This window comes from Planomonospora antibiotica, from assembly GCF_014647955.1.
Lineage (GTDB): Bacteria > Actinomycetota > Actinomycetes > Streptosporangiales > Streptosporangiaceae > Planomonospora > Planomonospora parontospora.
Window position 1 is genome coordinate 23,648 of sequence record NZ_BMQE01000008.1, and the last position, 25,819, is coordinate 49,466.

General features: G+C 73.6%; 23 protein-coding genes, 2 tRNA genes and 2 pseudogenes. 17 read left to right on the top strand and 10 right to left on the bottom strand.

The features are described from left to right. Positions 1-73: 73 nt before the first annotated feature. Entirely contained in the window at positions 74-1,759 is a 1,686-nt protein-coding gene (locus IEZ06_RS09830) for a serine/threonine-protein kinase (RefSeq protein ID WP_189236377.1), read from the top strand. A gap of 40 nt (positions 1,760-1,799) precedes the next feature. Here the strand turns inward: IEZ06_RS09830 and IEZ06_RS09835 are convergent, their stop codons facing one another. Next, on the bottom strand, positions 1,800-2,495 hold the full coding sequence (locus IEZ06_RS09835) for a neutral zinc metallopeptidase (RefSeq protein ID WP_308427633.1): 696 nt from the start codon (positions 2,493-2,495) through the stop codon (positions 1,800-1,802). A 146-nt stretch (positions 2,496-2,641) separates the two neighbouring features. Beyond that, positions 2,642-3,667, bottom strand: coding sequence for a M48 family metallopeptidase (locus IEZ06_RS09840; RefSeq protein ID WP_189236379.1), 1,026 nt, complete (start codon positions 3,665-3,667; stop codon positions 2,642-2,644). 74 nt (positions 3,668-3,741) lie between these two features. Between IEZ06_RS09840 and nadD the strand changes: the two genes are divergently transcribed. Further along, a complete protein-coding gene (gene nadD / locus IEZ06_RS09845; RefSeq protein ID WP_189236380.1) occupies positions 3,742-4,362 on the top strand; it encodes a nicotinate-nucleotide adenylyltransferase in 621 nt (206 codons plus the stop codon). Positions 4,363-4,419: 57 nt separating this feature from the next. On the opposite strand, the gene IEZ06_RS09850 is transcribed toward nadD, so the two are convergent. Next, positions 4,420-5,022 carry a DUF4240 domain-containing protein gene (locus tag IEZ06_RS09850; RefSeq protein WP_189236381.1) on the bottom strand — a complete coding sequence of 201 codons (603 nt, stop codon included), beginning with the start codon at positions 5,020-5,022 and terminating at the stop codon, positions 4,420-4,422. A 209-nt stretch (positions 5,023-5,231) separates the two neighbouring features. On the opposite strand from IEZ06_RS09850, the gene rsfS reads away from it, so the two are divergent. The 3 genes from rsfS to IEZ06_RS09865 all read left to right on the top strand — a co-directional run bounded on the left by rsfS (position 5,232) and on the right by IEZ06_RS09865 (position 6,545). Continuing rightward, positions 5,232-5,648: a ribosome silencing factor gene (gene rsfS / locus IEZ06_RS09855; RefSeq protein WP_068898876.1), complete on the top strand. Its 417-nt coding sequence runs from the start codon at positions 5,232-5,234 to the stop codon at positions 5,646-5,648. Between the two features lie 67 nt (positions 5,649-5,715). Beyond that, positions 5,716-6,348 (top strand): histidine phosphatase family protein, encoded by a 633-nt coding sequence (locus IEZ06_RS09860; protein ID WP_189236382.1) that lies wholly within the window; start codon positions 5,716-5,718, stop codon positions 6,346-6,348. A 124-nt stretch (positions 6,349-6,472) separates the two neighbouring features. Continuing rightward, positions 6,473-6,545 (top strand) — tRNA-Ala (locus IEZ06_RS09865). A gap of 171 nt (positions 6,546-6,716) precedes the next feature. Here the strand turns inward: IEZ06_RS09865 and IEZ06_RS09870 are convergent. Together IEZ06_RS09870 and IEZ06_RS09875 are read right to left on the bottom strand one after the other, a co-directional pair. Further along, entirely contained in the window at positions 6,717-8,057 is a 1,341-nt protein-coding gene (locus IEZ06_RS09870) for a sensor histidine kinase (RefSeq protein WP_189236383.1), read from the bottom strand. Further along, the gene (locus IEZ06_RS09875; RefSeq protein ID WP_068898867.1) at positions 8,054-8,731 is read right to left on the bottom strand and encodes a response regulator transcription factor; all 678 of its coding nucleotides are present in this window, start codon (positions 8,729-8,731) and stop codon (positions 8,054-8,056) included. The genes IEZ06_RS09870 and IEZ06_RS09875 overlap by 4 nt, the downstream gene beginning before the upstream one ends. A gap of 50 nt (positions 8,732-8,781) precedes the next feature. Between IEZ06_RS09875 and IEZ06_RS09880 the strand changes: the two genes are divergently transcribed. Next, positions 8,782-9,468 carry a hypothetical protein gene (locus IEZ06_RS09880; protein ID WP_189236384.1) on the top strand — a complete coding sequence of 229 codons (687 nt, stop codon included), beginning with the start codon at positions 8,782-8,784 and terminating at the stop codon, positions 9,466-9,468. Positions 9,469-9,627: 159 nt separating this feature from the next. On the opposite strand, the gene IEZ06_RS09885 is transcribed toward IEZ06_RS09880, so the two are convergent. Then, a complete protein-coding gene (locus tag IEZ06_RS09885) occupies positions 9,628-10,125 on the bottom strand; it encodes a 2-thiouracil desulfurase family protein (RefSeq protein WP_189236523.1) in 498 nt (165 codons plus the stop codon). 87 nt (positions 10,126-10,212) lie between these two features. Between IEZ06_RS09885 and IEZ06_RS09890 the strand changes: the two genes are divergently transcribed. The 4 genes from IEZ06_RS09890 (at position 10,213) to IEZ06_RS09905 (ending at position 13,012) form a co-directional block, all read left to right on the top strand. Further along, on the top strand, positions 10,213-10,575 hold the full coding sequence (locus IEZ06_RS09890; protein ID WP_189236385.1) for a hypothetical protein: 363 nt from the start codon (positions 10,213-10,215) through the stop codon (positions 10,573-10,575). 23 nt (positions 10,576-10,598) lie between these two features. Continuing rightward, on the top strand, positions 10,599-11,000 hold the full coding sequence (locus IEZ06_RS09895; RefSeq protein WP_189236524.1) for a hypothetical protein: 402 nt from the start codon (positions 10,599-10,601) through the stop codon (positions 10,998-11,000). A 60-nt stretch (positions 11,001-11,060) separates the two neighbouring features. Further along, positions 11,061-11,582, top strand: a complete 522-nt coding sequence (locus IEZ06_RS09900; protein ID WP_229797915.1) for an SRPBCC family protein — start codon at positions 11,061-11,063, stop codon at positions 11,580-11,582. Positions 11,583-11,782: 200 nt separating this feature from the next. Continuing rightward, the gene (locus IEZ06_RS09905; protein WP_189236386.1) at positions 11,783-13,012 is read left to right on the top strand and encodes a CynX/NimT family MFS transporter; all 1,230 of its coding nucleotides are present in this window, start codon (positions 11,783-11,785) and stop codon (positions 13,010-13,012) included. Here the strand turns inward: IEZ06_RS09905 and IEZ06_RS37465 are convergent. Next, positions 12,979-13,809, bottom strand: a complete 831-nt coding sequence (locus IEZ06_RS37465; protein WP_308427630.1) for an FAD-dependent oxidoreductase — start codon at positions 13,807-13,809, stop codon at positions 12,979-12,981. The two genes, IEZ06_RS09905 and IEZ06_RS37465, sit on opposite strands and share 34 nt — an antisense overlap. A gap of 15 nt (positions 13,810-13,824) precedes the next feature. Here IEZ06_RS37465 and tuf point away from each other — a divergent pair, with 15 nt between their 5' ends. Then, positions 13,825-15,012 (top strand): elongation factor Tu, encoded by a 1,188-nt coding sequence (gene tuf / locus IEZ06_RS09915; protein WP_189236387.1) that lies wholly within the window; start codon positions 13,825-13,827, stop codon positions 15,010-15,012. A 175-nt stretch (positions 15,013-15,187) separates the two neighbouring features. Here the strand turns inward: tuf and IEZ06_RS09920 are convergent. Further along, a pseudogene (locus tag IEZ06_RS09920) lies at positions 15,188-15,778 on the bottom strand (sigma-70 family RNA polymerase sigma factor); the annotation flags it as partial. 117 nt (positions 15,779-15,895) lie between these two features. On the opposite strand from IEZ06_RS09920, the gene IEZ06_RS09925 reads away from it, so the two are divergent. Continuing rightward, a tRNA-Ala gene (locus IEZ06_RS09925) sits at positions 15,896-15,968 on the top strand. Positions 15,969-16,136: 168 nt separating this feature from the next. On the opposite strand, the gene IEZ06_RS09930 is transcribed toward IEZ06_RS09925, so the two are convergent. Next, entirely contained in the window at positions 16,137-16,772 is a 636-nt protein-coding gene (locus IEZ06_RS09930; protein ID WP_189236388.1) for a hypothetical protein, read from the bottom strand. Positions 16,773-16,927: 155 nt separating this feature from the next. Between IEZ06_RS09930 and IEZ06_RS09935 the strand changes: the two genes are divergently transcribed. The 4 genes from IEZ06_RS09935 (at position 16,928) to IEZ06_RS09950 (ending at position 22,963) form a co-directional block, all read left to right on the top strand. Further along, on the top strand, positions 16,928-17,872 hold the full coding sequence (locus IEZ06_RS09935) for an RNA polymerase sigma-70 factor (RefSeq protein ID WP_189236389.1): 945 nt from the start codon (positions 16,928-16,930) through the stop codon (positions 17,870-17,872). Between the two features lie 93 nt (positions 17,873-17,965). After that, the gene (locus tag IEZ06_RS09940) at positions 17,966-19,162 is read left to right on the top strand and encodes an NAD(P)/FAD-dependent oxidoreductase (RefSeq protein WP_189236390.1); all 1,197 of its coding nucleotides are present in this window, start codon (positions 17,966-17,968) and stop codon (positions 19,160-19,162) included. A 15-nt stretch (positions 19,163-19,177) separates the two neighbouring features. Beyond that, the gene (locus tag IEZ06_RS37145; RefSeq protein ID WP_268245587.1) at positions 19,178-22,081 is read left to right on the top strand and encodes an AAA family ATPase; all 2,904 of its coding nucleotides are present in this window, start codon (positions 19,178-19,180) and stop codon (positions 22,079-22,081) included. A 3-nt stretch (positions 22,082-22,084) separates the two neighbouring features. Beyond that, entirely contained in the window at positions 22,085-22,963 is an 879-nt protein-coding gene (locus IEZ06_RS09950) for an alpha/beta hydrolase (protein ID WP_189236391.1), read from the top strand. A 164-nt stretch (positions 22,964-23,127) separates the two neighbouring features. Here IEZ06_RS09950 and IEZ06_RS09955 read toward each other — a convergent pair. Further along, positions 23,128-24,543, bottom strand: a pseudogene (locus tag IEZ06_RS09955) (alpha/beta hydrolase family protein); the annotation flags it as partial. A 264-nt stretch (positions 24,544-24,807) separates the two neighbouring features. Here IEZ06_RS09955 and IEZ06_RS09960 point away from each other — a divergent pair. Beyond that, on the top strand, positions 24,808-25,746 hold the full coding sequence (locus IEZ06_RS09960) for a diacylglycerol/lipid kinase family protein (RefSeq protein ID WP_189236392.1): 939 nt from the start codon (positions 24,808-24,810) through the stop codon (positions 25,744-25,746). Positions 25,747-25,819 lie beyond the last annotated feature (73 nt).

The following is a 25,819-nucleotide window of genomic DNA, read 5'->3' on the forward strand; positions in this document are numbered from 1 at the left end:
CCGGCTCCGGCGCGTCGCCGGAGATTCGTCGTACCCGCCCGCTATGGTGTGGTCTCCTATGGGTGGAGGGCGGGTGGGCAGGCTCGGGCGCGTCGGCCCGTACACGCTGGTGGATCGCCTCGGCAGGGGCGGCATGGGCGAGGTCTACCTCGCCACGGCCCGGCGTGGGGAGAAGGCCGCGCTCAAGATGCTCCATGACACGGTGGACGCCGACTCGGAGGCCGGCATACGCCTGGAGCGCGAGGTCCGTGCGCTCCGGCGGGTGGAGAGCCCCTACGTCGCCCGGGTGCTCGACGCCGACCTGGACGGCGACCGGCCCTACCTGGTCATGGAGTACATCGAGGGCGACACCCTGCTGGACCGGGTACGGCGCGACGGCCCTCTGGAGGGCGCCGACCTGATCGGCCTGGCGCACGGCCTGGCCACGGCGCTGGCGATCATCCACGCGGCGGGGGTCGTCCACCGCGATCTCAAACCGGCCAACGTCCTGCTCAGCGCTTCGGGTGAGCCCGTGCTCATCGACTTCGGCATCGCCCAGGTGCTGGACGCCACCCGGCTCACGATGACCGGCACCTTCCTCGGCACACCGGGCTACGCCGCTCCCGAGCTGTTCGCCGACGAGCCGGTGGGGGAGCCGGCCGACGTCCACGCCTGGGCGGCGACGGTCGCCTTCGCCGCGACCGGCCGTCCCACCTTCGGCCGGGGCACGGTCGAGGCGCAGATGTACGCCATCCTCAACGGGCAGGCGGATCTGGCCGGTGTTCCCGCGGCCCTCCTCCCGCTGATCCGCGCGGCCCTCCACCGGGAGGCCGCCAAGCGGCCCACGGCGGCCCTCCTCGCGGGCAGGCTGTCCCGGCTGGCGCGGGCCTCCTTCACCGATCCCGTCTCCGCAGGGACGCCGGAGCCGTCCGCGAGGGCGACCGGCCCGCGCCGGGCGGGCACGCAGCAGCCGGGGGCGCAGCGGACCGGCCAGGAGCGGACCGGCCAGGAGAGGACCGGTCTGGAGCGGACGGGCTCGGAGCGGACCGGTTCCGCTCCGGTGGGGTCCGAGCCCCGGATGAGGACCGCGCTGAGGAACGGCGGGGCGCCGCGCGGCGCGCGCTCGACCACGGGGGAGAACGCGAAGGCCGGACGCCGGCTCCCGGTGGTGGAACGGGCGGCTCCGGGAACGGGCAGAGGACGGCAGGGGGACGGCTCTCCGGCGGCGGAGGCCGTGGCGGGCTCTCCGGCGGGGCCGCTGCCCGCGGGGAACCTGACCCTGATCGTCCTCGCGGTGCTGGCGATTCCCTGCGTCGTGACCTCGGTGATCTGGCCGCCGGCCACCTTCGCGGTCACCGCCGTGTTCGTCGTCCTGACCCGCGCTGTCTGGACGGGGCACTGGCTGGTCAGGAGGCACAGGTCGGCCGCCGTCCGGAGGGCCCTGCGGGTGCTCGGCTTCCCGCTCGCCCTCACCGGATCTCTGCTGACCGCCGCGGTCTGGCCGGGCGCCCCCGCGGCGGGGCTGGCCGCGCTCACCCTGTGGCTGACCATGGGCGGGTCGCTGCCCCCGGAATGGTGGCTGCAACCCGCCCCGGTCCCCGTCGCCGTCGCCGGTGTCGTGTTCGGTGTGGTCTGCGGATGGATCACCGGCCGGGAGGTGGAACGGGCCGGTTCCCGGCTGCCGGAGCTCCGCCGGGAGGGCCTGCGCGCGATGGTCGTGCTGGGCGGTTTCGCCGCCGTGTGCACGGCGGCCGTGCGCGTGGTCGCGCTGGTGCTCTGAGAGCCGGTCTTCGCGGGGCACCGGCCCCGGTCGGACTGTCCTAGCTCACCTTGGCGGGAGAGGCGGCCCAGGTGTTGCAGGAGGCGGGGTCACCGGTGGCGTAACCCTGCTTGGACCAGTGGACGCGGCTGGCACCCTTGCCGTAGACGCGGTCCTTTCCCTTCACATCGCCGGTGTCCTTCACCATGCCCATCAGGTGGTTCCAGTTGGAGACCGGCCGTTCCAGCGAGGACCACACGCTCTTGATGAACACGCCGGCCAGGCAGTCCATCTGCAGAGAGTGCCGACGGTGCTGCTCGTTCAGCTCGGAGGTGTTCTTGTAGGGAGCGGCCCGGTAGGCCTCGCCGATTCCGGCGAGCTCCTGCACGTGGTAGGCGTACATCTGGCTCATGAGGTGGAGCAGGTAAAGATCGCCCGTGTTCTGGAGCAGGTTCTTGTGGAGACGGATGGCGATCGTTCTTGACTCAGGGCAGTGCCACGCCTCCGAGTCGCCGAACTTGTGACCGCAGAAGCGGGCGGGGGCCTTGGTGTAGAACTTGACGACGGGCTTGGTGAACTGCAGGCCCGCCGCTTCGAGATGCGTCTTCCACGAGGCGTTCAGGCAGTTCAGCACTGCGGTCAGATACTTCTTGGCCGAAGCGGGGTCGCCGTCCTTGACGGATTTCTCGGCGCATTCCTGCTCGGCGAGTGCGCCGGTGCCGTACAGGGCGTTCTTCGTCAGCGCCTCGTCCTTGATGGGGTAGGCGTGGCGGCGATCATACGGATTCTCATGGGGCCGAACAGTAAACTAGGCCCGTTTTGTGTGCAAATTAGTTTACCTATGCGAAAGGCCCGGAAGGTGAACTCCCGGACCTTTCGTGAACGATAAGGGAACGATACGGCTCAGTTGCCGTCACGGCGGGCGAACCGGTTGAAGATCCGCTCGCCGGCGTTGACCGCGCCCTCTGCCACGTCGCGCAGGACGCCGATGAACGGGTCCTGGGACTGCGACCACGACTCGCGGTAGGACCGGGCGGCGGCCTTGACCTCCTCGGAGATCTTGGCGCTGGAGTCGTCGGCGCGGCGGGGGTAGGCGCCGCCGAGGATCGTGTCGTACTCCCCGCCGCGGCGCCACTTGTCGAGCTCGGCGACGCGGGAGACCGCGAACGGATGGGTCGTGCCGAGCAGGTTCAGGACCTTCAGCAGGCCGTCGCGGACGTCGCCCGCCGTGTCGTACTCGCGGGCCTGGTCGAGGAAGGCCTCGATGTTCATCTCGTGCAGGCGCGAGCCGCCGGCGAGCTTCATCAGCGCCCGCAGGGCGGCGTCGGGGTCCTGGCCGACGAGGAGGCCGCCGCGGTCGGCGGAGAGCTCGGACTTGCGGTGCCACTCCTCCAGGCCCGCCACGATCGCGCGCAGGCCGATGTAGCCGAGCGGGATCCAGGCCACGCGGGTGGCCAGCCGGGTGAGGATGTCCAGCATCGTGCGGTAGACCGCGTGACCGGAGAGGATGTGCGCGGTCTCGTGGCCGATGACGAAGCGCTGCTCCTCCTCGTCCATCAGGTCGAGCAGGCCGGTGGTGACGACGATGAACGGGTCGTCGAAGCCGATGGCCTTGGCCTGGACCTGCGGGCTCTGCTGGACGTAGACCTCCGGGATGCGGTGGAGGTCGAGCACGTAGGCGGCGTCGCGGCCCATGTCGTGCAGGGCGCGGAACTGGGTGTCGCTCGTGCGCACCGCGGAGGCGAGGTAGATCAGGCGCAGGCGGCGCTCGCTGATCAGCCCGGACATCTGCTTGAGGACCGTGTCGAACCCGCTGAGCGAGCGGAGGGCGACCAGCGCGGACCGGTCGGCGGGATGTTCGTAGGCGCGGGAGCTGATGCCGGGGAGCTGCACGCGGTTGCGATCCGGGGTGGTGGTCATGCCCGGCATGCTACGTCGGCCCCGGGCGGCACGCGCGGGGGCTGGTTAAAAGCTCTGTGCGGTTCACGCGTATGGTCCATTTCATGATGAACGCTCCCACCGGCTACGGAAAGCGCCGTCTGGGTGTGATGGGCGGGACCTTCGACCCGATCCACCACGGGCACCTGGTGGCCGCCAGCGAGGTCGCCCACCACTTCGACCTCGACGAGGTCGTCTTCGTGCCGACCGGCCGACCGTGGCAGAAGGCGGACCAGGTCGTCTCGGCGCCGGAGGACCGCTACCTGATGACCGTGATCGCGACCGCCTCCAACCCGCGCTTCTCCGTGAGCAGGGTGGACATCGACCGGCCGGGTCCCACCTTCACCATCGACACCCTGCGGGACATCTCCGTGGCCCACGGCCCGGACACGGAGCTGTACTTCATCACCGGCGCCGACGCCCTCGCCCAGATACTGAGCTGGCGCGACGTGGACGAGCTGTTCACCATCGCGCACTTCGTCGGCGCGACCCGGCCCGGCCACCACCTGCACGACCCCGGCCTGCCCGAGGGGCGGGTGAGCCTGCTGGAGATCCCGGCGCTGGCCATCTCGTCGTCGGAGTGCAGGCAGCGGGTCGCCTCGGGGGAGCCCATCTGGTACCTGGTACCGGACGGCATCGTGCAGTACATCAACAAGCGCGGGCTGTACCGGCGGCCGGAGGGCTGACCGGGCCGTTCGTCATGAACGAACGGCGGGGCACGCCCGTACACCGGGTGGGACACGTCATCGGGGCGGCGGAGCGGGCCGGTCCGCGGGGCCGAGGAACAGGGCGGCCAGGCGGGGGAGGCGGCGGCGGGTCTCGTCGTCGTCGTCCACGTCCCAGTCCTCTCCGGTGGGGTGTTCCAGGAGGTCCATGGCGGCCACCGCGGCCGTCACCACGTCGTCGAACGACTCCGATTCGCCCTGAACGCGTTCGTACGCCCGCTGCGCCGCGTAGGAGGCGTCCTCGCAGCCGATCCAGCCGCCTTCGTCGCGGCTCATCCGTACCACCACGGGAAGCTCCGCGAGCGAGTCGGGGTCGGCGACGGCCCGGGTGAACGTCGCGCGCCCCAGCAGCACCAGCCCCGCGCGGAAGTCGATGAAGCCGTCGTCCCCGCATCCGCCCTGGATGAGATGGGCGGCGTTCCACAGCGGCCACCGGTACGCGGAGTCCGCGACCTGGACGAAGAGCCGCTTGAACGCGATGATCTCAGCGGGTTCCAGCTCGGCGAGCGAGCCGGTCAGGATCTCCACTATGGGGTCGTCCGGCGGGTCCCGGTCGTCGGCCCGGTCACCGGCGGATCTCCGTACTCGCTCGATGATGTCCCACCAGGTGTCGATGTCCACCCTGGTCACCATAGCGACCGGTGCCCTCCCGCCGGTGCGGGCGGAACCGGGCGGCCGGGGTCCGTGCTCCGGCCGTCCCGGCAATCGGTTTGCGGTGTGGAATCGGGTGGCACACGATAGGCGTTGTACTGACTGCCCGCTTTCGCCGCGGGCCGTGCCGGGCATCCTTAGGGGTGACAGCGCCGACTACCGGAGGACTGACCCACACCGTGACCGCAACCGACAGATCCGTCCAGCTCGTCAGGATCGCCGCCGAGGCGGCGGCGGACAAACTGGCCGACGACATCCTCGCCTATGACGTGAGCGACCAGCTCGTCATCACCGACGCGTTCCTGCTCTGCTCCGCCACCAACGACCGCCAGGTCCGCGCCATCGTCGACGAGATCGAGGAGCGGCTGCGGGTCGAGGCCGATGTCAAGCCGGTCCGCCGCGAGGGCGAGCGCGAGGGCCGCTGGGTCCTCCTCGACTTCATCGACATCGTCGTGCACGTCCAGCACGAGGAGGACCGCACCTTCTACGCGCTCGAGCGCCTCTGGAAGGACTGCCCCGCCATCGCCCTGCCGGACAGCGTGACGCAGGTCGCCGCGCAGCGTGCCCGGCCGGCGGCGCCGGAGGACGCTCTGTGAGGCTGAGGCGCACGAGCGCCGGCGAGCACGGCCGCACGGCGGCTCACACCTGGCGGCAGGGGGCCGGATGAGCCGCCGTGTCGTGTGCCTGCGGCACGGCCAGACGCTGTGGAACGTCGAGCGGCGGTTCCAGGGGCACACCGACATCCCGCTGGACGAGACCGGTGCGGCTCAGGCCGCCCGTGCCGCCGGACTGCTCGCCTACCTGCGCCCCGACATGATCGTCTCCTCCGACCTCCAGCGCGCCCTGCACACCGCCAGGGCGCTGGGCGGGGTCACCGGCCTGGACGTGGCCGTGGACAAGGACCTGCGCGAGCGCGGCGGCGGCGAGTGGGAGGGGCTCACCCGGGAGCAGATCTCCACCGGCTGGCCCCGTGAGTTCGCCGCCTGGGAGGCTCCGGGCGGAGAGGACGTCGCCGACGTCGCCGAACGGGTCTCGGCGGCGGTCCGCCGCTGGGCCGCCCGGCTGGAGCCCGACGGGCTGCTGGTCGTGGTCTCCCACGGAGCCGCGATCAGGCTCGGCGTCGCCAAGCTGATGGGACTGCCCCAGGAGCACTGGCCGGCGCTGGGCGGCCTGGGCAACTGCTCGTGGTCGGTGCTGGAGGAGGGACGCAAGGGCTGGCGCCTCATGGAGCACAACGCCGGGACCCTGCCCGAGCCGGTCCAGAGCGACGACAGTCCCGAGGCCACGCGGACCTGATCGCCTGGTCGTACGGCTCGCCCCGGTGACGGGCGCGAGCCGTACGGACGTCGATTAGGTGAACGGGACGATGTCCCTATATGCTTCCGGAGCGCCGCGACGAGAGCACTCGGAGCGGTGACCAGGGGCTATGGCGCAGCTGGTAGCGCGCCTCCATGGCATGGAGGAGGTCTGGGGTTCGAATCCCCATAGCTCCACTCCGGGGCCGTTCTCGAAATGGCCTGGAATGCGTTGACGGGATCCCGTCCGATCACCCGATCGGGCGGGATCCCGTCGTTTTCCGGGTCGGCGCGGCCGCCGGGCGGACTCGCTGGAGCGGCGGGCCGCGGCGCGTGAGACGGCCGTCTCGGAGTCGCTTCACAGGGTGGTCAGACGTTCGCGTTCCGGCGGGACCAGCGGCTGCCGACCAGGCGGCGTGCGGTGCGCGGCGTGCGGTCGCGGGTGTCGGTGCGGAACCAGAGCTGGACCCGGGCGCCGCCGAGGGAGGAGGCGTCGATCCTCAGATCGCCCCCCGAGGACTCCGCGAGCCGGCGGGCGATGTCCAGGCCCAGCCCGGTGGAGCCCGCGCCGCTGGCCCCGCGCCGCAGCGCCGCCGCCGGGTCGGGGATGCCCGGTCCGGCGTCGGCGATGAGCACGCCCACCGTGCCGGAGCCCTGGTGCAGGGTCACGGTGAAGGCGGTGCCCTGGGGGGTGTGCCGGAAGACGTTGCCGAGCAGGGCGTCCACGACGGCGCTGAGCTCGGCCGCCGGGACCGGGACGCGGACGGGCGCGTCCGCGCCGATCAGTTCCCACGGCCGCTGCTGGTCCTCGGCGAGGGCGGACCAGAAGGTGAGCCGCTCGCGCAGCACCTCGGCCGCGTCGCAGGAGACGGCTTCCGGGGCACGGGAGGGGGCGCGGGCCGCCGCGATGATCTGGTCGACCTCGGACTCCAGCCGGCTGAGGGAGTGGCGGCTCTGCTCCGCCTCCGGGCCCAGGTGGTCGAGGCTGAGCCGCAGGGCGGTCAGCGGGGTGCGGAGCCGGTGCGACAGGTCGGCGGCCATCTCGCGTTCGGCGGCGAGCAGCTGCACGACCCGGTCGGCCATGGCGTTGAAGGCCTCCGCCGCGGTGACGAGCTCGGGCGGGCCCTCGGGCCGGATGCGGACGCTGAGGTCGCCGGCGCCCAGCGAGCTCGCGGCCCGGCCGAGCCGCCGAGCCGCCCGCACCATGCGCACGCCCAGCCGGTCGGCGACCAGCACCGACCCCGCGGCCAGCACCACGGCGAGCCCGGCCAGCACCGCCCACGACTGGGCGACGCCCCGGGTCAGCTCCTCGGCGGGCACGAAGACCTCGACGACCACGGTCCGTCCGCCGTCCAGGGCGACCGGGCGCAGCAGGAGGTAACCGGTGCCGGTCTCGACGGTGTCGGCCCTCGTCAGCCGGGAGACCGCGGCCACGGTCGCGGCGGGCGCGCGGACGGTGCCGACCGTGCCGCCGCCCGGCAGGTGCACGGCGATGCGGTCCCGGGCCCCGCTGCTGGCCAGGGCGTGGGGGAGCCGGTTCGGGTCGAGGGTGATCGCCAGCACCGGGACGAGCGCCGAGGCCTGCCGTTCGGCCTCGGAGATGGCCCTGGTGTGGGCGATCTCCTTGACGATGATCCCGAGGGGGATGAGGAAGGCCAGGGCGATCATCGAGGCGCCGGCGAGTGCGAGCAGGGCGAGGGTCCGCCTCATCGGGGTGTGACCAGCATGACGCCGACCCCGCGCACGGTGTGCAGGTAGCGGGGCGCGGAGGCGCTCTCGCCGAGTTTGCGGCGCAGCCACGACAGGTGGACGTCGATGGTCTGGTCGTCGCCGTAGGACTGCTGCCACACCTCGGCGAGCAGCTCCTTGCGGGAGACGACCCGGTCGGCCCGGGCCGCGAGGTAGGCCAGCAGGTCGAACTCCCGGCGGGTCAGCGTGAGCGGCACGCCGTCCACGGTGGCCTCCCTGCGGTCCAGGTCCACGGCGAGTCCTCCCGCGCGGACCACCTTCGACGGTCCGGCGGGCCGCGCGCGCCGCAGGACGGCCTCCAGCCGGGCGTTCAGGTGGTCCCCGGAGAACGGTTTGACCAGGTAGTCGTCCGCCCCGGCCTGCAGCAGGCGGACGATCTCCGCCTCGTCGTCCCGGGCGGTGGCCACGATCACCGGGACGCTGGAGACGCTGCGCACCATCTTCAGCGCCTCCGAGCCGTCCAGGTCGGGCAGGCCGAGGTCGAGGATCACCGCGTCCGGGGGATGCTGGGTGATCTCCCGCAACGCGTCGAGAGCACGCCCCGCGCTGCGCACGGCGTGCCGGCGCCTGCTCAGTTCCTGGATGATCGCGGAGCGTACGTACTCGTCGTCTTCCACCACGAGAACGGTCGCCATGGGGCGTAACCGTAGTGAACAAACAGGCATCTAGGGTAATAATTCACCGCATGCGGCAGAGCTTGGGATTCATCGCGGTGTGGCTCGGCGCCACCGTGCTGGCGACGTGGGTCGCCTGGTTCGGTGTCCGCGACGTGCTGCGCAGCGAGGTCGTCGACGACATGAGGATCGAGCCGCTCAGTGCCGTGAACGGACGGACGGGGGCGGCGGTGCTCCCCGTCGGGGTCCCCGCCGAGTCGACCGCGGGCGTGGGCACCCCGACCGCGACCGCGCGGTCCGAGGCGCCGGAGAAACACGCCCGGACCCGTCCCCCGGCCACCCCCGCGCCGACGGGCACCGCCGAGCCGGTGAGCCCGACCACCGCTTCCGCTCCGCCGGCGACCCGCCCGCCGAGCAGGCCGGCGAGCTCCGGCAGTCCTCGGTCCCGGCCGGACCCGTCCCCCGAGCCCACGGCCACCCGGACCTCGTCGGCGCCGAAGGCCTCGGCGTCGAAGGCTCCCGAGGCCAAGGCGGCCCCGGACGCGAACGTGCGGGTGGTGAACGTGAAGGGCGGCTCGGTGTCGTTCGTCATCGAGAACGGCGTCTGCCGGCTGGTCTCCGCCGCGCCCAACGCGGGCTACGAGACGAAGGTCTCCCAGGCCGACGGGTGGATCCGGGTGGACCTGATCCAGGGGGCGCACGGCTCGTCGGCCTTCTGCATCGGGCACGAGAACCGCACCGACGTCTGGGAGTTCTGACCCGCCGCCTCCGGGAACGCGGCCGGATGACCCGCGGGGACCGCCCCGGGCGGCGGACCCGGACCGCCCCGGGGTCGCGGGACGGGAGGCCACGGGGGCCTCACCGTCCGGAGGTCGCGGCCGTTCGAGTTCGCGGAGCCGTACGTCGGTGTCCGGAGGTCACGGTCGTTCGAGTTCGCGGAGCCGTACGTCGGCGTCGGCGATGCGGTCCTCGCCGAATACGGCCACGCCGTGCTCCTCCAGCAGCGCGGTGGTGACGCCCCGGCCCGGCAGCAGGCGGCCGCGGAAGGTGCCGTCGTAGACGGTCAGGCTCCCGCAGGAGGGACTGCCCTCCTTCAGGATCGCGATCCGGGCGCCCGCGGACCTCGCGGCGGCCAGCGCGGCCCGGGCGCCCGCGAGGAACTCCCCGGTGACGTCCGTGCCGTCGGCGGCCAGGACTCTGGCGGCGCCCGCGAGCACGGCCGCGCCTCCGGCGCCGCCGGAGATCTCCGCGGCGGGGCGGGGGACGGGCAGCCCCCCGGAGACCTCGGGGCAGAACGGGACGAGCCTGCCCTCCTGCCGCCAGCGGGCCAGTACGGCGTCGCCGCTCGTCTTGGCGGCACCGTCGTAGCGGACCTTCCGCCCCATCAGGCAGGCGCTGACCACGATCATCTCCACGCCCTCCAGCGTACGCGCCTCGGATCGGAGGGCGGGAGGGGCGGGCAGTACCCTGTCTGCCATGTCCGCAAACCTCAGGGCGTCCCGATGATCGGGCCGCTCGCCACCGGTCTGATCGTGTTCGCGCTGCTGGTCGCGTTGGCGAGTCTGCTGACCACCGCGCTGAACAAGTCGATGGGCACCGTGCTCCTCGTCGCGCTGGGCGTGCTCGAGATCGGCCTGCTGGTCCAGGCGGGATTCGTGGTCGCCGCGCTGGCCGGAGGAGAGGGGCCGGACGACACCGCCACCTTGATCGGCTACACGGCGGGCACCGTGGTGATCCCTCCGGTCGCCGCGTTCTGGGGGGTGGGCGAGCGCTCCCGCTGGGGTCCCGCCGTGATCGCGGTCGCGGGTTTCGCGATCCCCGGCATGGTCGGGCGGATGCTGCAGATCTGGCAGGGGATGGGATGACCGGGCGCGCAGAGGAGGGCCGGATGGAGAAGGGCCGGCCGGTGGACGGCGGGCACGCGACGGGCGCCGGGCCGGGCCGGGTCCTGGTCGCGGTCTACGGGATCTTCGCGCTGGCCGCCGGAGCGCGGGCGGCGGTGCAGATCTCACGGCAGTTCGGCGAGGCCCCGCTGGCCTACACGCTGTCGGCCTTCGCCGCCGCGGTCTACCTCCTGCTGGCCGTGGCGCTGGGCCGGGGGATGCGCCGCCTGGCGCTGGCGGCGTGCGGCATCGAGCTGGCCGGGGTGCTGATCGTGGGCACGCTGAGCCTGGTGGACCCGGAGGCGTTCCCGAAGGCAACGGTCTGGTCAGGTTTCGGGAGCGGTTACGTTTTCATCCCGTTAGTCCTTCCTGTCCTGGGTCTTTATTGGCTTTCCCGCCGTAGGTAGTTAGGCCGGAGCGCGGCTGGGCAGTCCAGCCTCCCCAACCGCAAACAAGGGAGGCAGACTGTGAGCACGATCGAGCAGTCCATCGACGTGAACGTGCCGATCCGTACGGCGTACAACCAGTGGACGCAGTTCGAGAGCTTTCCCGAGTTCATGGAAGGCGTCGAGTCGGTCAAGCAGCTGAGCGACACCCGGACGGCGTGGATCGTGGAGATCGCCGGCGTCCGCCGCGAGTTCGAGGCGGAGATCACCGAGCAGCACCCCGACGAGCGGGTGGCCTGGAAGTCCGTCGAGCGGCCGCACCAGGCGGGTGTGGTGACCTTCCACCACGTCGCCCCCGACACCACCCGGGTCACGCTCCAGATGGAGTACGACCCGGAGGGCTTCGTCGAGACGGTCGGAGACTGGCTCCAGATCGTCCGGGTCCGCGTCAAGGGCGACCTGGAACGCTTCAAGGCGTTCATCGAGTCGCGCGGCGCCGAGACCGGCGCGTGGCGCGGGGACGTCCCGGACCCGCAGGACCGCGGCGCCGACCCGCTGCTCGGCGGCGGCCTGCCGCCGACCACGCCGGGCCAGGGCCTCTGAGGCTCTCCCGGGGACTCTGAGCTGAGCGAAGGAGCCCGGGTTCCTCTCTGTCAGAAGAGAGGGACCCGGGCTTCCACCTTGTCAGGGATCTGTCAGGGATCCGGAATGTCAGGAACAAATACGGATTTCAGTCCTGTTACAGTTGGAGTCAGCCAATCATCCTATGAATTCACGGACTGAACCGGGAGGACCGAAACCGCATGAGCGTGCTCACCCAGGGGACCCGGGGCCGCACAGGGGAAGCGGCAGGATCCCTGACCTGGCTGCTCGTGCTGGGGATCGTCCTGGCCGCGCTGAACCTGCGCACCGCGGTCACCAGCGTGGGGCCGGTCCTGGACGAGATCTCGGCCGGCCTCGGCATGTCCGGCGCCGGCATCGGGCTGCTCACCACCCTCCCGGTGCTCATCTTCGCCACCGTCGGAGCGGCGACCCCGGCCCTGGCCCGCAGGACCGGAGAGCACCGGCTGCTGCTGCTCGCCCTCCTGGCGCTCGGAACCGGCCTGGTGATCCGCGCGATGGCGGGCTCCGCCGAGCTCTTCCTGTTCAGCAGCGCGCTGGCGCTGTCCGGCGGCGCGGTGGGCAACGTGCTCATCCCCACGCTGATCAAGCGTCACTTCCCCGGCAGGGCCGGGACGATGACCACGGTTTACACCACCGCGCTCGCGGTCGGCACCATGCTCGCCGCCGCGGCGACCGTGCCGATCGAGCGGGCCGCCGACGGCAACTGGCATCTCGCGCTCGGCGTGTGGGGCGCGCTGGCCGCCGTCGCCGCCCTCCCCTGGCTCGTGCTGCTGCGCAGCGAACCGGACAAGGACGCCGGCGCCGGCCGCCTCGGCCTGCGGACGCTGCTCCGCAGCAGGCTGGCCTGGTCGGTCACCGCCTACTTCGGCACCCAGAGCATGGTGGCCTACATCATGTTCGGCTTCCTGCCCCAGATCCTCGTCGACGGCGGCTACACCTCGGGGCAGGCCGGGCTGGTGCTGGGCGTCTTCACCGCGATCGGCATCCCGGTCTCGATGATCACGCCCTCGGTCGCCTCCAGGTTCGCCGACCAGCGGCCGGCGGTGGCCGCGTTCGTCGCCTTCTACCTGGTCGGCTTCCTCGGCCTCTGGCTGGCCCCCGCCGCCCTGGCCTGGCTCTTCGCCGTCCTGGTCGGCATCGGGATGGGGTCCTTCCCGCTCGCGCTGACCATGCTCGCCCTGCGCACCCGCACCCCCGAGGCCACCGCCGCGCTGTCCGCCTTCGGGCAGAGCGCCGGATACCTCATCGCGGGTGCGGGCCCCCTGGTCGTCGGCGTGATGCACGAGGCGACCGGAGGCTGGACGCTCACCTTCCTGCTCCTGCTCGCGGTGGTCACCGTGCAGCTCGCCGCCGGCTGGTACGCCGGCCGCGCCCGTTACCTGGAGGACGAGCGGGTCCAGGCCCGCTGACCCCTCCCGCCCGGCCGCGGCCTGCGCCTCCTCGGGGGCGGCGCAGGCCGCGGCCGGCACCGCGGACGGTACGCGGGCCCGGCGCGGGAGGTCAGGCCGCGACCCGCGCCCCGGCCGCCCGCAGCGCGGCCCGCGCGGCGGCCAGGGCGCTGTGCGTGGAGACCTCGCTGAGCATGCCGGGGGCCGCGACCGAGTCGCCCGCCAGCCAGACGCCGTCCCCCCGGTCGATGACGAAGGCGGCCGCCGTACCGGAAGCGCGAGCGGGCGAGCTCGCCGGGCGTGGGCCTGCGGAACGGCCGGACCAGCCCGCGGGCCGCCATCCGGTGCCACGGCTCGCCGTCGGAGTAGAAGACGTGCGGGCCGTCGTTGGCGACGTACGGCGCCGCGGAGGAGCGGGCCCGCCCGCCCAGGGACCGGTGGGCCTCGTGGAGGGTGACGCGCGCGCCGCCCTCGGCGCAGGCGATGGCCGCGGTGAGCCCCGCGAGCCCGCCGCCGATGATGGTGATCTCTGTGGTCATGCCCTCACGACGCGGCGGGCGGGCGTGTTCGTGACACGGCGGGGACGACGTCCTGGCGGTCCCGGGGGCCGGGAAAACCGTTTGCGGACGCGCCGGGCCGTGTCCGAGCATGGACGGCATGTTCCGGCACGCCGCCTCCGTGACGCCCGCCACCGCGGGCGCACCGGCGCGTGCCTCGATGCCGTTCGGCGGCGCGGAGCGCTGACCTCTTCCCGTGAGTCCGGGTGATCCGGCGGGGAGGGGTCGGCAGGACGCACGGGTCACCGGGGAGACGAGCATCGAAGGAAAGGGAACATGGCCGGGAGCAAGGCCGCCAAGCAGGTCTACACGTGGACCAAGCCGCACCTCAACATCGGCACGATGGGTCACGTCGACCACGGCAAGACCACGCTGACCGCGGCGATCACCAAGGTGCTCAGCGACCGGGGCGGGGCCGACTACGTGCCGTTCGACCGGATCGACCGGGCTCCCGAGGAGGCCGCCCGGGGCATCACCATCAACATCTCCCACGTCGAGTACGAGACGGCCACGCGGCACTACGCCCACGTGGACATGCCGGGCCACGCCGACTACGTGAAGAACATGATCACAGGTGCGGCGCAGCTCGACGGCGCCATCCTGGTGGTGTCCGCGCTGGACGGGGTCATGCCACAGACCCGCGAGCACGTGCTGCTCGCGCGGCGGGTCGGGGTGGAGCACGTCGTCGTCGCGCTCAACAAGGCCGACGGGGCCGACCCGGAGCTGGCCGACCTCGTCGAGCTGGAGCTGCGGGACCTGCTCACCGAGCACGGCTACCCCGGGGCGCCGGTGGTCCGGGTCTCCGGCCTGCGGGCGCTGGAGGGCGACCCGGAGTGGACGGCCTCCGTCGAGAGGCTGCTGCGGGCGGTCGACGACCACGTGCCGGTGCCGGTCCGCTACACCGACGCGCCGTTCCTGCTCCCGGTGGAGAACGTGCTCACCGTCACCGGGCGCGGCACCGTGGTCACCGGGGCGATCGAGCGCGGCACGGTCAGGGTCGGCGACACCGTCCAGGTCGTCGGCCTCGGTGAGGGGTTCACCGCGGTGGTGACCGGGGTGGAGACCTTCGGCAAGGCCATGGAGCGGGGCGAGGCCGGCGACAACGCGGCGCTGCTGCTGCGCGGGGTCCGCCGCGAGCAGGTACGGCGCGGCCAGGTGCTGGCCGCCGTCGGCAGTCAGACGGCCCACCGGCGCTTCACCGCCAGGATCCACCTGCTGACGGCGGCGGACGGCGGACGCGGCACGGCGGTCGCGACCGGTTACCGGCCGCAGTTCTACCTCCGCACGACGGACGTGCCGGGCCGGCTGGAGCTGGGCGGGACCGGGAGCGCGCAGCCGGGGGAGACCGTCGAGGCGGCGGTCGAGCTCGGCCGGCCGGTCGCCCTGGAGGCGGGGCTGGGCTTCGCGATCCGCGAGGGCGGCCGGACGGTGGGCGCGGGGACGGTCCTCGCCGTGCTCGACTGAGGGTTCGCGCTGTTCCCGGGACTGTTCCCGGGACTGTTCCCGGGCCTGTTCCCGGGCCTGTGCTCGAGGTCTGTTCTCCGGCTCGTGCGAGCCGGAGAACGGCGCTCGCCGGCGGTACGCTCCGGTGCCCCGCTCTCCGGGGCGGGCCGCCGGAGCGGCGTCAGGCCGGGGAGGCGAGGCGGGTCAGCTTCTCCGGGTCGGCGACGAGGTAGACCCACGCGCCGATGAACCGCTCGGTGATCCGGCGGCGGCTCGTCCGGTCCACGTCGAACCGCGGCCGCCGCTCCTCGACGTGTTTCCTGGCCCGGCGCGCGAGCTGCCGCACCGTCGCCTCCGTACGGCCGACCGCCTCGCCGATCTCCGCGTACGGCAGGCCGAACGCCTCCCGGAGCACGAACACCGCCCGCTCCAGCGGCGACAACGTCTCCAGCACCACCAGCAGCGCCAGCTCCACCGAGTTGGTCAGCTCGACCCGTTCGGCCACGTCCGGGACGGCGCCCGCCGGATCGGTGCCCACCGGCTCGGGCAACCACTCCCCGACATGGGACTCCCTGCGGGCCTTTGTCCGCCGGAGCCGGTCGACGGCCAGGCGGGTGGTCACCCTGATCAGGTAGGCCCGGTCGTTCTCGACCGCCGCGGTGTCCGCGCCGGACCAGCGCAGCCATGCCTCCTGCACGACGTCCTCGGCGTCCGCGACGGTGCCCAGGATCCGGTAGGCGACCCCGGTCAGCAGGTCGCGGTGCTCCTCGAAGCGCTCGACGGTCACGAGTACACAGACGTATCACGGTCCCCCGCCCGTGACACGGCAGGGAAGGCACTTCCGCCGGGAGGAACGGTGGCGCGAGAGGGGTCCGAAGTGGGCTAGTATTTCTCTGCACCGCAAGGGGCTATGGCGCAGCTGGTAGCGCGCCTCCATGGCATGGAGGAGGTCTGGGGTTCGAATCCCCATAGCTCCACCTCGGGGCCGTTCTCGAAACGGCCCGCAGGTGGTTGACGAGATCCCGCCCGATCGGCTCGATCGGGCGGGATCTCGTTGTTTTCCGGGCCGGTGCGGCCGTCGGCGGGCTCGTCCGGGCGGGTGCTGCGGCCGCTGAGAAGCGGTACCGGCGCTCGTGGGGCCGCTGTCAACAATTGAGGGTGGCGGTGGTCTGGGGCCGGCCAGAGGCGGGATCCAGGGTCACGGGGAATGTTCGCCCGTCGGACACCCGGATCTCGACCGAACTCGGTCCCGTCCACTTGACCGAGTCGAAGGCGTCGTCGGGGACGTCGTCGTTGAAGCAGCCGAGATCCCACTCCCTGCTGAGTAACCCGCTGTCCCGGCGGACGCTGAGCCACATCACCGTGTCCGGACCGAGACCTGCCAGAGACTTCTGGAGCCGGATCCTGTACGGGGCCGGTCCGTCGATGAAGCCGGCCTCCTGGGTAGAGGCGAACGTGAGGGCGACCCACCCTCCGAACAATGCGACACTCGCGCCCAGCCCGGCAAGGACGACGATCACGATCCGCAGCCACATCCGTCGTAGTCCGACGGCAGCCCACGCCATCAGGAGGCAGGCCAGCACACCGAGCGCGAACGGATGGTTCAGATGATCCCTCAAGAGCACCAGGTGGGAGTCATGGAAGTACACCAGGACTGCGAGGCCGCCTGTGCAGAGGGAGGCGGCCGACAGCACGAGTGAGCGAGGAGACATCGCGGCTCCCATCGACGGGGTGACATCAAGATCATGGCAGTACCGCGGTGCGGCAGTCGTGGAGTGCATGGAATCTCGACGAAACCCACACAGCCTTCGGGCCGGTGCTCGGCCGCTGGACGGAGTGGGCGCGGCGATCGTGGAGAGGTGCGCGGGTGGTGTGCGGGCGCGTCACGGGCCGACCGCGAGGGCGGCCGATTCGTGCCGCGCTCTAGGATCGGGTCATGCCGTTGACCGCGAGCGACGTCGACCGGTTCGAGGCCTCCAGGCCGCGCCTGGAGGCCATCGCCTACCGCCTCCTGGGCTCCGCGGAAGAGGCCGAGGACGCCGTGCAGGAGACGTTCCTGCGCTGGCAGGCCGCCGACGTCGGCCGCATCGAGGTTCCCGAGGCCTGGCTGACGAAGGTCCTCACCAACCTGTGCCTCAACCAGCTCACCTCCGCGCGGGCACGCCGCGAGACCTACGTGGGCCAGTGGCTCCCCGAGCCGCTGCTCGCCGGGGACCCGATGCTCGGCCCGGCCGACACCGCCGAGCAGCGCGAATCGGTCTCGTACGCGGTCCTCACCCTCATGGAGCGCCTCTCCCCCAACGAGCGGGCGGTGTACGTGCTGCGGGAGGCCTTCGACTGCCCGCACCGGGAGATCGCCGAGATCCTCGACATCACCGAGGCCGCCAGCCAGCAGATCCTCCACCGGGCCAAGAAGCACCTCGCGGACGGCAGGGCCCGCACCGAGATCGACGGGGCCGCCGCCCGGCGGATCGTCGAGGAGTTCCTGGAGGCCGCCACCAGCGGCCGGATCGAGCCGCTCGTACGCCTGCTCACCGAGGACGCCGTCTCGATCGGCGACGGCGGCGGGAAGGTCCCGGCCCGCGCCAAGGCGTTCGAGGGCGCCGTCGCGGTCGCGAAGTTCCTGCGGGGCCTGTTCAAACCCGGCGAGGCCAAGCGCGCCCTGGTCGGCGGCACGGTCGAGGTCTACGCCTGGACCGCCAACGGCGACCCCGCCGTCGTGGCCGTCGTGGACGGCCGGGTCGTCGGGATCATGTGCCTGGAGGTCACCGCCGGGGGCATCGCCGCGTTCCGCAACCAGATCAACCCCGACAAGCTCGAGCGCGCGACCGCGCACTGGGCGGCCGCCCACCACGGGGAGCCCCTGTTCAGCGCCTTCTGATCGCGGTGTGAGGTGCTTCACACCGTGTTCCTGTCAGGAAACGGCGGGCCGTCCGGTTCAGGTGGCGAACCCCCGCAAGACAGGAGCAAGGAAATGCAGCACCGCATCGTCGTCCTCGGCGCCGGATACACCGGAGCCGTCGTCGCCGGCCGTCTCGCCAAGCGGCTCCGCCGCGAGGACGTCACCGTCACCCTCGTCAACGCCGAGCCCGACTTCGTCGAACGCGTCCGGCTCCACCAGCTGGCGGCCGGCCAGGACCTCAGGCCGCGGCCGCTGCGCGAGGTGTTCGCGGGCACCGGCGTCGAACCGAGGCTCGCGAAGGTCACCGGCGTCGACGTCGACCGCAGGACCGTCGCCGTCACCGACGAGGACGGCGACGGCGAGCTCGCCTACGACACGCTCGTCTACGCCCTGGGCAGCGGCTGGGACACCCAGGGCGTCCCCGGGGTCGCCGAGCACGCCCATGAGATCGCCGGTCGCCCCGGAGCGCTCCGGCTGCGCGAGCGCCTGGCCGGCCTCGACGCCGGGCGGACCGTGGTCGTCGTCGGCGCCGGGCTCACCGGCCTGGAGGCCGCGGCCGAGATCGCCGAGGCCCGCCCGGACCTCGACGTCGCCCTCGCCGTCCGCGGGGGCCTCGGCGACTGGCTCTCGCCCAAGGGCCGCGAGCACCTGCGGAAGGTCTTCGGCAGGCTGGGGATCACCGTGCACGAGCACACCGATGTCACCGGCGTCGAAGCCGACCGCGTCACCACCGCCGACGGCAGGGCCGTCCCGGCCGCGGTCACCGTGTGGACCACCGGCTTCGCGGTCCACCCGATCGCGAAGGCGACCGCCCTGGAGGTCACCGGCACCGGTCAGATCGTGGTCGACGGGACCATGCGCTCGGTCTCGCACCCGGACGTGTACGCCGTCGGCGACGCGGCCATGGCGACGGGTCCCGGAGGCAGGCCGCTGCGGATGTCGTGCGCCTCGGGGACTCCGGCCGCGTGGCAGGCCGCCGACGCGATCGCGGCGCGCCTGACCGGCGGGAAGCTCCCGGCCGCCTCGATCCGCTACTTCAACCAGTGCATCTCACTGGGCCGGAAGGAGGGTCTGATCCAGTACGTCACCGCCGACGACCGCGCCGTGCGGGCGGCCCTGACCGGGCGGCTCGCCGCCGTCTACAAGGAACTGGTCTGCAAGGGGGCCGCCTGGGGTGTCGCCAACCCGACGCTCGGGCTGCCGGTCCGGCGCCGCCGCGTCACGCGGGAGGGGGCCGCGGCGGGCTCGGCCGTCAAGGCGCCGGCGTAGCGCACGAAGCGAGGCGTGCGGACCGCGGGGCAGGCGCTGTGCCGTACCGGCGCGCGCCGGGACGGTCGCCGCCGTGCCCCGGCCGCCGCGGAGGAGTGCGCCACCCTCCTAGAGTGGGTGTCCGTGCTCTACGGCAGATCTGCGGAAATCAGCGCACTCGACGAGGTGATCGAGCGGGCCCGGGGCGGCTCCGGCGGCGCGGTGGTGCTGCGCGGCGAGGCGGGCGCGGGCAAGACGGCCTTGCTCGACGCGGTGGCCGCGCGCTGCGGCGCGATGCGGGTGCTGCGGACCACCTGCGCGGAGCCCGAGGCCGATCTCGCGTTCGCGGTGCTGCACCAGGTGCTGCGGCCGGTGATCGGCTCGCTCGACGCGCTGCCCGAGCCGCAGCGCGACGCCGTGCGCGCGACCCTGGGACTCGCCGCGGGCGGTGCCGGCGACCGGTTCCTGCTGGGCGCCGGCGTGCTCTCGCTGCTGGCCGAGGCCGCCGCGCCGGACGGGCTGGTCTGCCTGGTCGACGACTTCCAGTGGGCGGACCGGGCCTCGGCCGACGCGCTGCTGTTCGCCGCCAGGCGGCTGGGGACGGAACGGATCGCGCTGCTGCTCGCCGTACGCGGGGACGCTCCGGTCAAGGGCGTGCCGCTGACGGTGGACGTGCGGGGCCTGTCCGAGCCCGCCGCGGCCGAGTTGCTGGAGTCCCGCCACGGCGTGCTGCCCGCCCGTGTGGTGGGGGAGCTGGTCAAGCTGACCGGCGCGAACCCGCTCGCCCTGGATGAGATCGCCGCCCGCCTGACGCCCGCGCAGCTCGCCGGGCGCGAACCGCTGCCCGACCCGTTGCCCGGCGGGGTCCGGCTCTTCGGCGAGCGGGTGGCCGCGTTGTCCGCCGCCGCCCGGCTGGTGGCCCTGGTCGCCGCCGTCGAGGCCGACCTCGGCCTGGTCCTGCGCGCCGCCGACCGGCTCTGCGCCGAGCAGGCGATGCGGCCGGGGGCGGAGGCGGACCGGCCGTCCCCGGCCGAGCCGGGGACGGCCGGTCCGGAACCCGCGGAGCCGGAGGCGGCGGCCGGGGCGGGGCTGGCGGCGCTGGCCGGGCTGGAGGAGAGCGGGCTGGCGGCGCTGGCCGAGCTGGAGGAGAGCGGGCTGGCGGGGGTGTCGGGCACGAGCGTGCGCTTCCGCCATCCGCTCGTCCGGTCCGCCGTCCACGAGGCGGCCGCCCCCGCAGACGTCCGCCGGGTGCACGCCGTCCTGGCGGAGCTGACCGACGGCGACCGCCGCGCCTGGCACCTGGCCGGCGCCGCTCTGGGCCGGGACGAGTCGGTCGCCGCCGCGCTGGCGGAGGCCGCGGAGCGGGCGCGTGACCGCGGCGGGTACGGCGCCGCCGCCGCGGCCCTCGCCAGGGCCGCCGGGCTGACCCCCGAGCCGCGGGCCAGGGCCTCCCGCCTGAAGGACGCCGCCGTCGCGGCCTGGCTCGGCGGCCGCCCCGGACAGGCCGAGTCGCTGCTGGCCGAGGCCCGCGAACAGGCCGGCGGGGACGCCGCCCTCGTGATGGAGATCGCCCGGCTCCGGGGCCGGTTCGAGCTGAACTCGGGCAGCGCCGCCGAGGCCGTACGGATCCTGGCGGCGGGCGAGAGCCTGGACATGCTGGCCGATGCGGCGGAGGCGGCCTCCTACGTCGGCGACACCGCGGCCATGGTCGAGCTCGGCCGCAGGGCCGCGGCGCACCCCGAGGGGTTCCTGCGGGACGCGGTGGCCGGGATCGGCCTGACGCTGGACGGCGACGCCGCCGGGCCGGGCCTGCTCCGGAGAGCGCTGGCGCGGGCCGGCGAACTGGAGGAGGCGGCGGAGTACCTGTGGGCGGCGGCCGCGGCCAGCTACCTGGGCGAGCCGGACCTGGCCACCGAGATGGCCGACCGGGCCGGGCGGGTGGCCAGGGTCTCGGGGATGGCCGGGCAGCTGCCCGTGGTGCTGGAGTTCGTGGCCACCGCCGAGCGCATCGCCGGGCGGCTGGCGCGCAGCCGGGCCGTCTCCGAGGAGGGCCTGGAGCTGGCCCGCGAGGCCGGTTACGAGAACACGGTGGCCGCGCACCTGGCCAACCTGGCGGTGCTGGCGGCGCTGCGGGGGGAGCAGGAGGACTGCGAGCGGCACGCCCGTGAGGCGCTGGCCATCGCCGTCCCCCATCGCGTTGGTCTGCGGGTGGGGGTGGCCGCGTACGCGCTGGCGCTGCTCGACCTGTGCCTGGGCCGCTACGCGGCGGCGTACGACCGCTTCACGGCCGTCGTCGCGGCGGGACCGGGCGCCGGGCATCCGACCGTGGTGTGGCGGACGGCGCCGGACCGGGTCGAGGCCGCCGTGGGCGCGGGCGACGAGAGGGGCGCGCGGGCGGCGCTGGAGGCGTACGAGAGGTGGTCGGCGCACGCCGCGACGGCCGAGTCGCGCGCGCTGCTGGCCCGCTGCCGGGGGTTGGTCGAATCGTCGCAGGACGCCCTCGGCGAGGCGCTGCGGCTGCACACCAACCCGTTCGAGGCGGCCAGGACGGCCCTGCTGCTGGGTGAGCGCCTGCGCCGCGATCAGCGGCCGGGCGAGGCGCGGGCGCATCTGCGGACGGCGTGGGAGGCGTTCGAGCGGGCCGGCGCGCGGCCGTGGGCGCGGCGCGCGCAGGCCGAACTGCGGGCGGCGGGCGAGAGCGGGCAGGCCCCGCCCGCATCCGTGCTCGACGCGCTGACCCCGCAGGAGCTGCGCATCGCCGGCCTGGTCGCCGACGGGCTGTCGAGCAAGCAGATCGCCGCTCGGCTCTTCCTGAGCCCGCGCACGGTCGAGTACCACCTGTACAAGATCTATCCGAAGCTGGGCATCGGCTCCCGTACGGAACTGGCGCGGCTGGTAGTTCTACGGAAGGCACCCGTGGCGGAGGACGGCATGCTCTGAGGCATGCAAAATGTGGACATCTGGAGTGAAGAGTTCGGCGCCGAGACCGACGCGCCGATCCTGCTGATCATGGGTTCGATGTCGCAGGGCGTCCTGTGGCCGGACGAGTTCGTCGGCCGGCTGACCGCCGGAGGCCGCCGGGTGATCCGCTACGACCACCGCGACACCGGCATGTCGGGCACCGTCGACTTCGCGGCCGAGCCGTACACCTGGGACGACATCAAGAACGACGTCTACCGCGTGATGGACGCCCACGGCCTGGACAGCGCCCACCTGGTCGGCCACTCGGCGGGCGGGCTGCTCGCCCAGTTCGTCGCCGTGGAGGCACCGGAGCGGGTGCGCTCGCTGACCGTCATCGGCTCCTCCCCGCTCGGCGGCGGCGAGGGTCAGGTGATCATGCGGGCCCTGACAGGGCAGCCGCAGCCCGAGGGGAGCCTGCCGGAGCCGGCACCGGAGTTCGTGGAGTTCTTCAGCGCGCTGATCGCCGCCCCGCCGCCGCAGGACCGGCGCGCGCGGATCGACGTCATGATCGCCGAGCAGCGCGTGCTGCACGGCACCGGGCTGCCGTTCGACGAGGACGCGGCGCGCCGGCTGCAGGAGCGGATCTACGACCGGGCCCGCGACCTGTCGGCGGTGGCCAACCACCGGCTGGCCGCGATGGCCAGGCCTGATTTCGAGCCGGTGGGCGTGCTGCACCGGGTGAAGGCGCCCACCCTGGTCATCGAGGGCAGCCACGAGCCGGCCAAGCCGGGCCACGGCGCGATCATCGCCGAGCGGATCCCGGATGCGCGGCTGATGATCGTGGCGGGCATGGGGCACACGCTGCCCCCGGAGGTGCACGAGGAGCTGGCGGCCGCCGTCCTCGCGCACACGGCCGGGTGAACGCGGCCGCCGGGACCGGGTCGGTCCGGAGCGGGGCCGCCGGGACCGGGTCGGTCCGGAGCGGGGCCGCCGGGGCGGCCGTCGTCCGGACGGTGGACGGTGAGCTCGCCGTACGCCGACAGGAGCCCGGCCAGGTCGCCGGACGCGCCCCGGAGCGTGTGATCCAGGAACGCGGCGCTGGCCCCGGCGGTGATCCGCAGTCCCGAGGCGCGGTCCAGGGAACCGACCAGCGAGGGCACGGGCGGCAGGTAGAACGGTGCGTCGGTGAAGGTGAGATGCGCGGTGCCGGGGACGGTGAGCCGGTAGCCCGCTGCGGTGCCGAGCTCGAGGACCCGGGTGAGGCGGGGGAGGTAGTCCGGGTCGGTGCCCGGTCCGACGGACTGGGTGAGGGCGAGCACCGGCTGGCGCAGCGGCCGTGAGTCGGGTCCGTGGGGATAGCCGTCCAGGTCGATGACGGCCGCGAACCGCGGGTCCTGCCGGGCGGCCTGCAGGGCGGCGGCCCCGCCCAGGGAGTGCCCGGTCGCCGCGGCCCGGCCGGTGTCGAGGCGGCCGGTCATCCCCCGGGCGGGGCCGGGGATCTCACCGCGGTCGACCCGGCCGAGCTGGGTCAGGACGAAGCGGAGGTCGGCGGCCCGGACCGCCGTCCAGGCGGCCGAGCGCCTGGCGTCCTCCGCCTCGTCACCGGTGGCCGCGATCCGGGTGCGGACCGTACGGCCGTCGGAGAGGACGACGGCGGCCGAGTCGTAGGGGTGGTCGAGGGCCGCGACGACGTAGCCGCGGCCGGCCAGCTCCTCCGCCCAGGCGGTGTTCTGGGTGCGCACCCCGCCCAGTCCGGGGGAGAACAGCACGAGGGGGAGCCGTCCGCCGTCCTGGGCCACCGCCGCGCCGGGCACCGCGTTCGTGCGGGCACGCGGAAGTCCGTCGAGCAGGAAGCCCGGCGCGCCGAGATAGTCGGCCAGGCCGTGGGCGACGGTACGCGCCTCCTGGGGGGTGCGCCCGAGGTACTGCGCCTTGGCGGACCTCCCGGTGCCCGCGGGTTCCCTCCGCGCGGGATACCAGAGCTGGACCACGACCGTGCGCCGGTCACCGGGATCGGGGGTGGCGGTCTCGGGGCGGTCCGGGTCGTCCCACTGCACGACGGCGGTGCCGACCGCGTGCGGCCCCGTCGGGTCGGGGAACACCGGCACGGGCAGCGCCCACGCCGCCCCCGCGCCCGCGGCGACCAGGCCGAGGCACGCCGCCGATCCCAGCAGGGCCGGCCACCGCCGGGCCCGCCGCGGGGACGGCCCGGTACGCCGCCGCAGCAGGGGGAGGACGGCGGCCGGGAGCGCGAGCGCGGCGCCCGCGAGCACCGGCACCAGCTGCCAGCGCAGCCCGAGCACGACCAGCAGCGCTCCGGCGGGCACGGCGATCGACGCGGCGGCGAGCGCGAGCGGCCGCCGGGCACGGGCCGGTGACCAGCGGGCCGCCACCAGGGCGACTGCGGCCAGCACGGCCAGGATCTCCAGGGGGGACATGCCGGGTCCCGCGATCATCTCGGTCATCCGGTCATCGTCGGCGGGAGGGCGGCGCGGGCGCATCGGCCGTGAGGCGGGAGTCGTCTACCGCCAGGGTGGCACCGCGCCGGAGGTCTGCGACCAGGGTCGTACCCGCTGCCGCCGGCGCCGCCGGGCGCCGATGCCGCCGACGCGGTGGGCCGCTTCGCGTCCACGGCCCGGGAACGGGCCCGTCACCGGCCTCCGACCCCGCACGCGACCGCCGGTCCGGGGCGCGGCGAGGTTTGGATCTTCCGGATCCGGGCAGCCGTCGGCCGTCCCGATGACGGTTACCAACAGGAGGCGGCCATGCTGCGCAAGCGGCCCGAGGTCGGCACGGTCGCGGTGGTCGCCCACCGGAGGAAGTCGCTCGGCGGAGGACTGGACGAGCTGCGCAGGCTCCTCGCCGACGAGGGGGTGGAGGAGCTCCTCTGGTACGAGGTGCCCAAGAGCAAGAAGGCGCCGAAGAAGGTGCGGAAGGCCCTCAAGGAGGGCGCTCAGCTGCTCCTGGTGTGGGGCGGCGACGGCATGGTGCAGCGGTGCGTGGACGCCGCCGCGGGGTCGAAGGTGACCGTCGGCATCATCCCCGCCGGTACGGCCAACATGTTCGCCGGGAACCTCGGCATCCCGGAGGACCTGCCGGAGGCGGTGCGGATCGCCTTCCACGGCCGGAACCGGAAGCTGGACCTGGGCAAGGTCAACGGCGAGCACTTCGCGGTGATGGCCGGCGTGGGCTTCGACGCGGAGATGATCAAAGACGCCGACCGGGGGCTGAAGGACAGGATGGGCCGGGCGGCCTACTTCTGGACCGGCCTCCGGCACGTCCGGGGCGAGCTCGTCCCGATGAAGATCAAGGTCGACGGGACGAAGTGGTTCGAGGGCGAGGCGAGCTGCGTGCTGTTCGGCAACGTCGGCACGATCACCGGAGGCATCGAGGCCTTCGACGACGCGCGGCCGGACGACGGCTGGCTGGAGGTCGGCGTGACCACCGCCAAGGGGCCCGTCCAGTGGGCCCGCACGCTCGGCCGGATGAGCGTGAGCCGCTCCGACTCCTCGCCCTTCGTCCGCATGACCCGGGCCAGGAAGATCACCGTCAGGCTCGGTGCGCCGATGGCCTACGAGCTGGACGGCGGCGCCAAGGGGACGGTCACCGAGCTCAGGGCCGAGGTCGTGCCCGGCGGGCTCACCCTGCGGGTCCCGGAGCCGGACGAGCCTGAGGCGCCGGACGCGCCGGACGCGCCGGAGTGAGGGCGGCCCGCGGGCGGGGACGCGCCCGGCGGCGGATAACCGGTTGGACCCGGCGCCGCGAGCGGGCAGCATG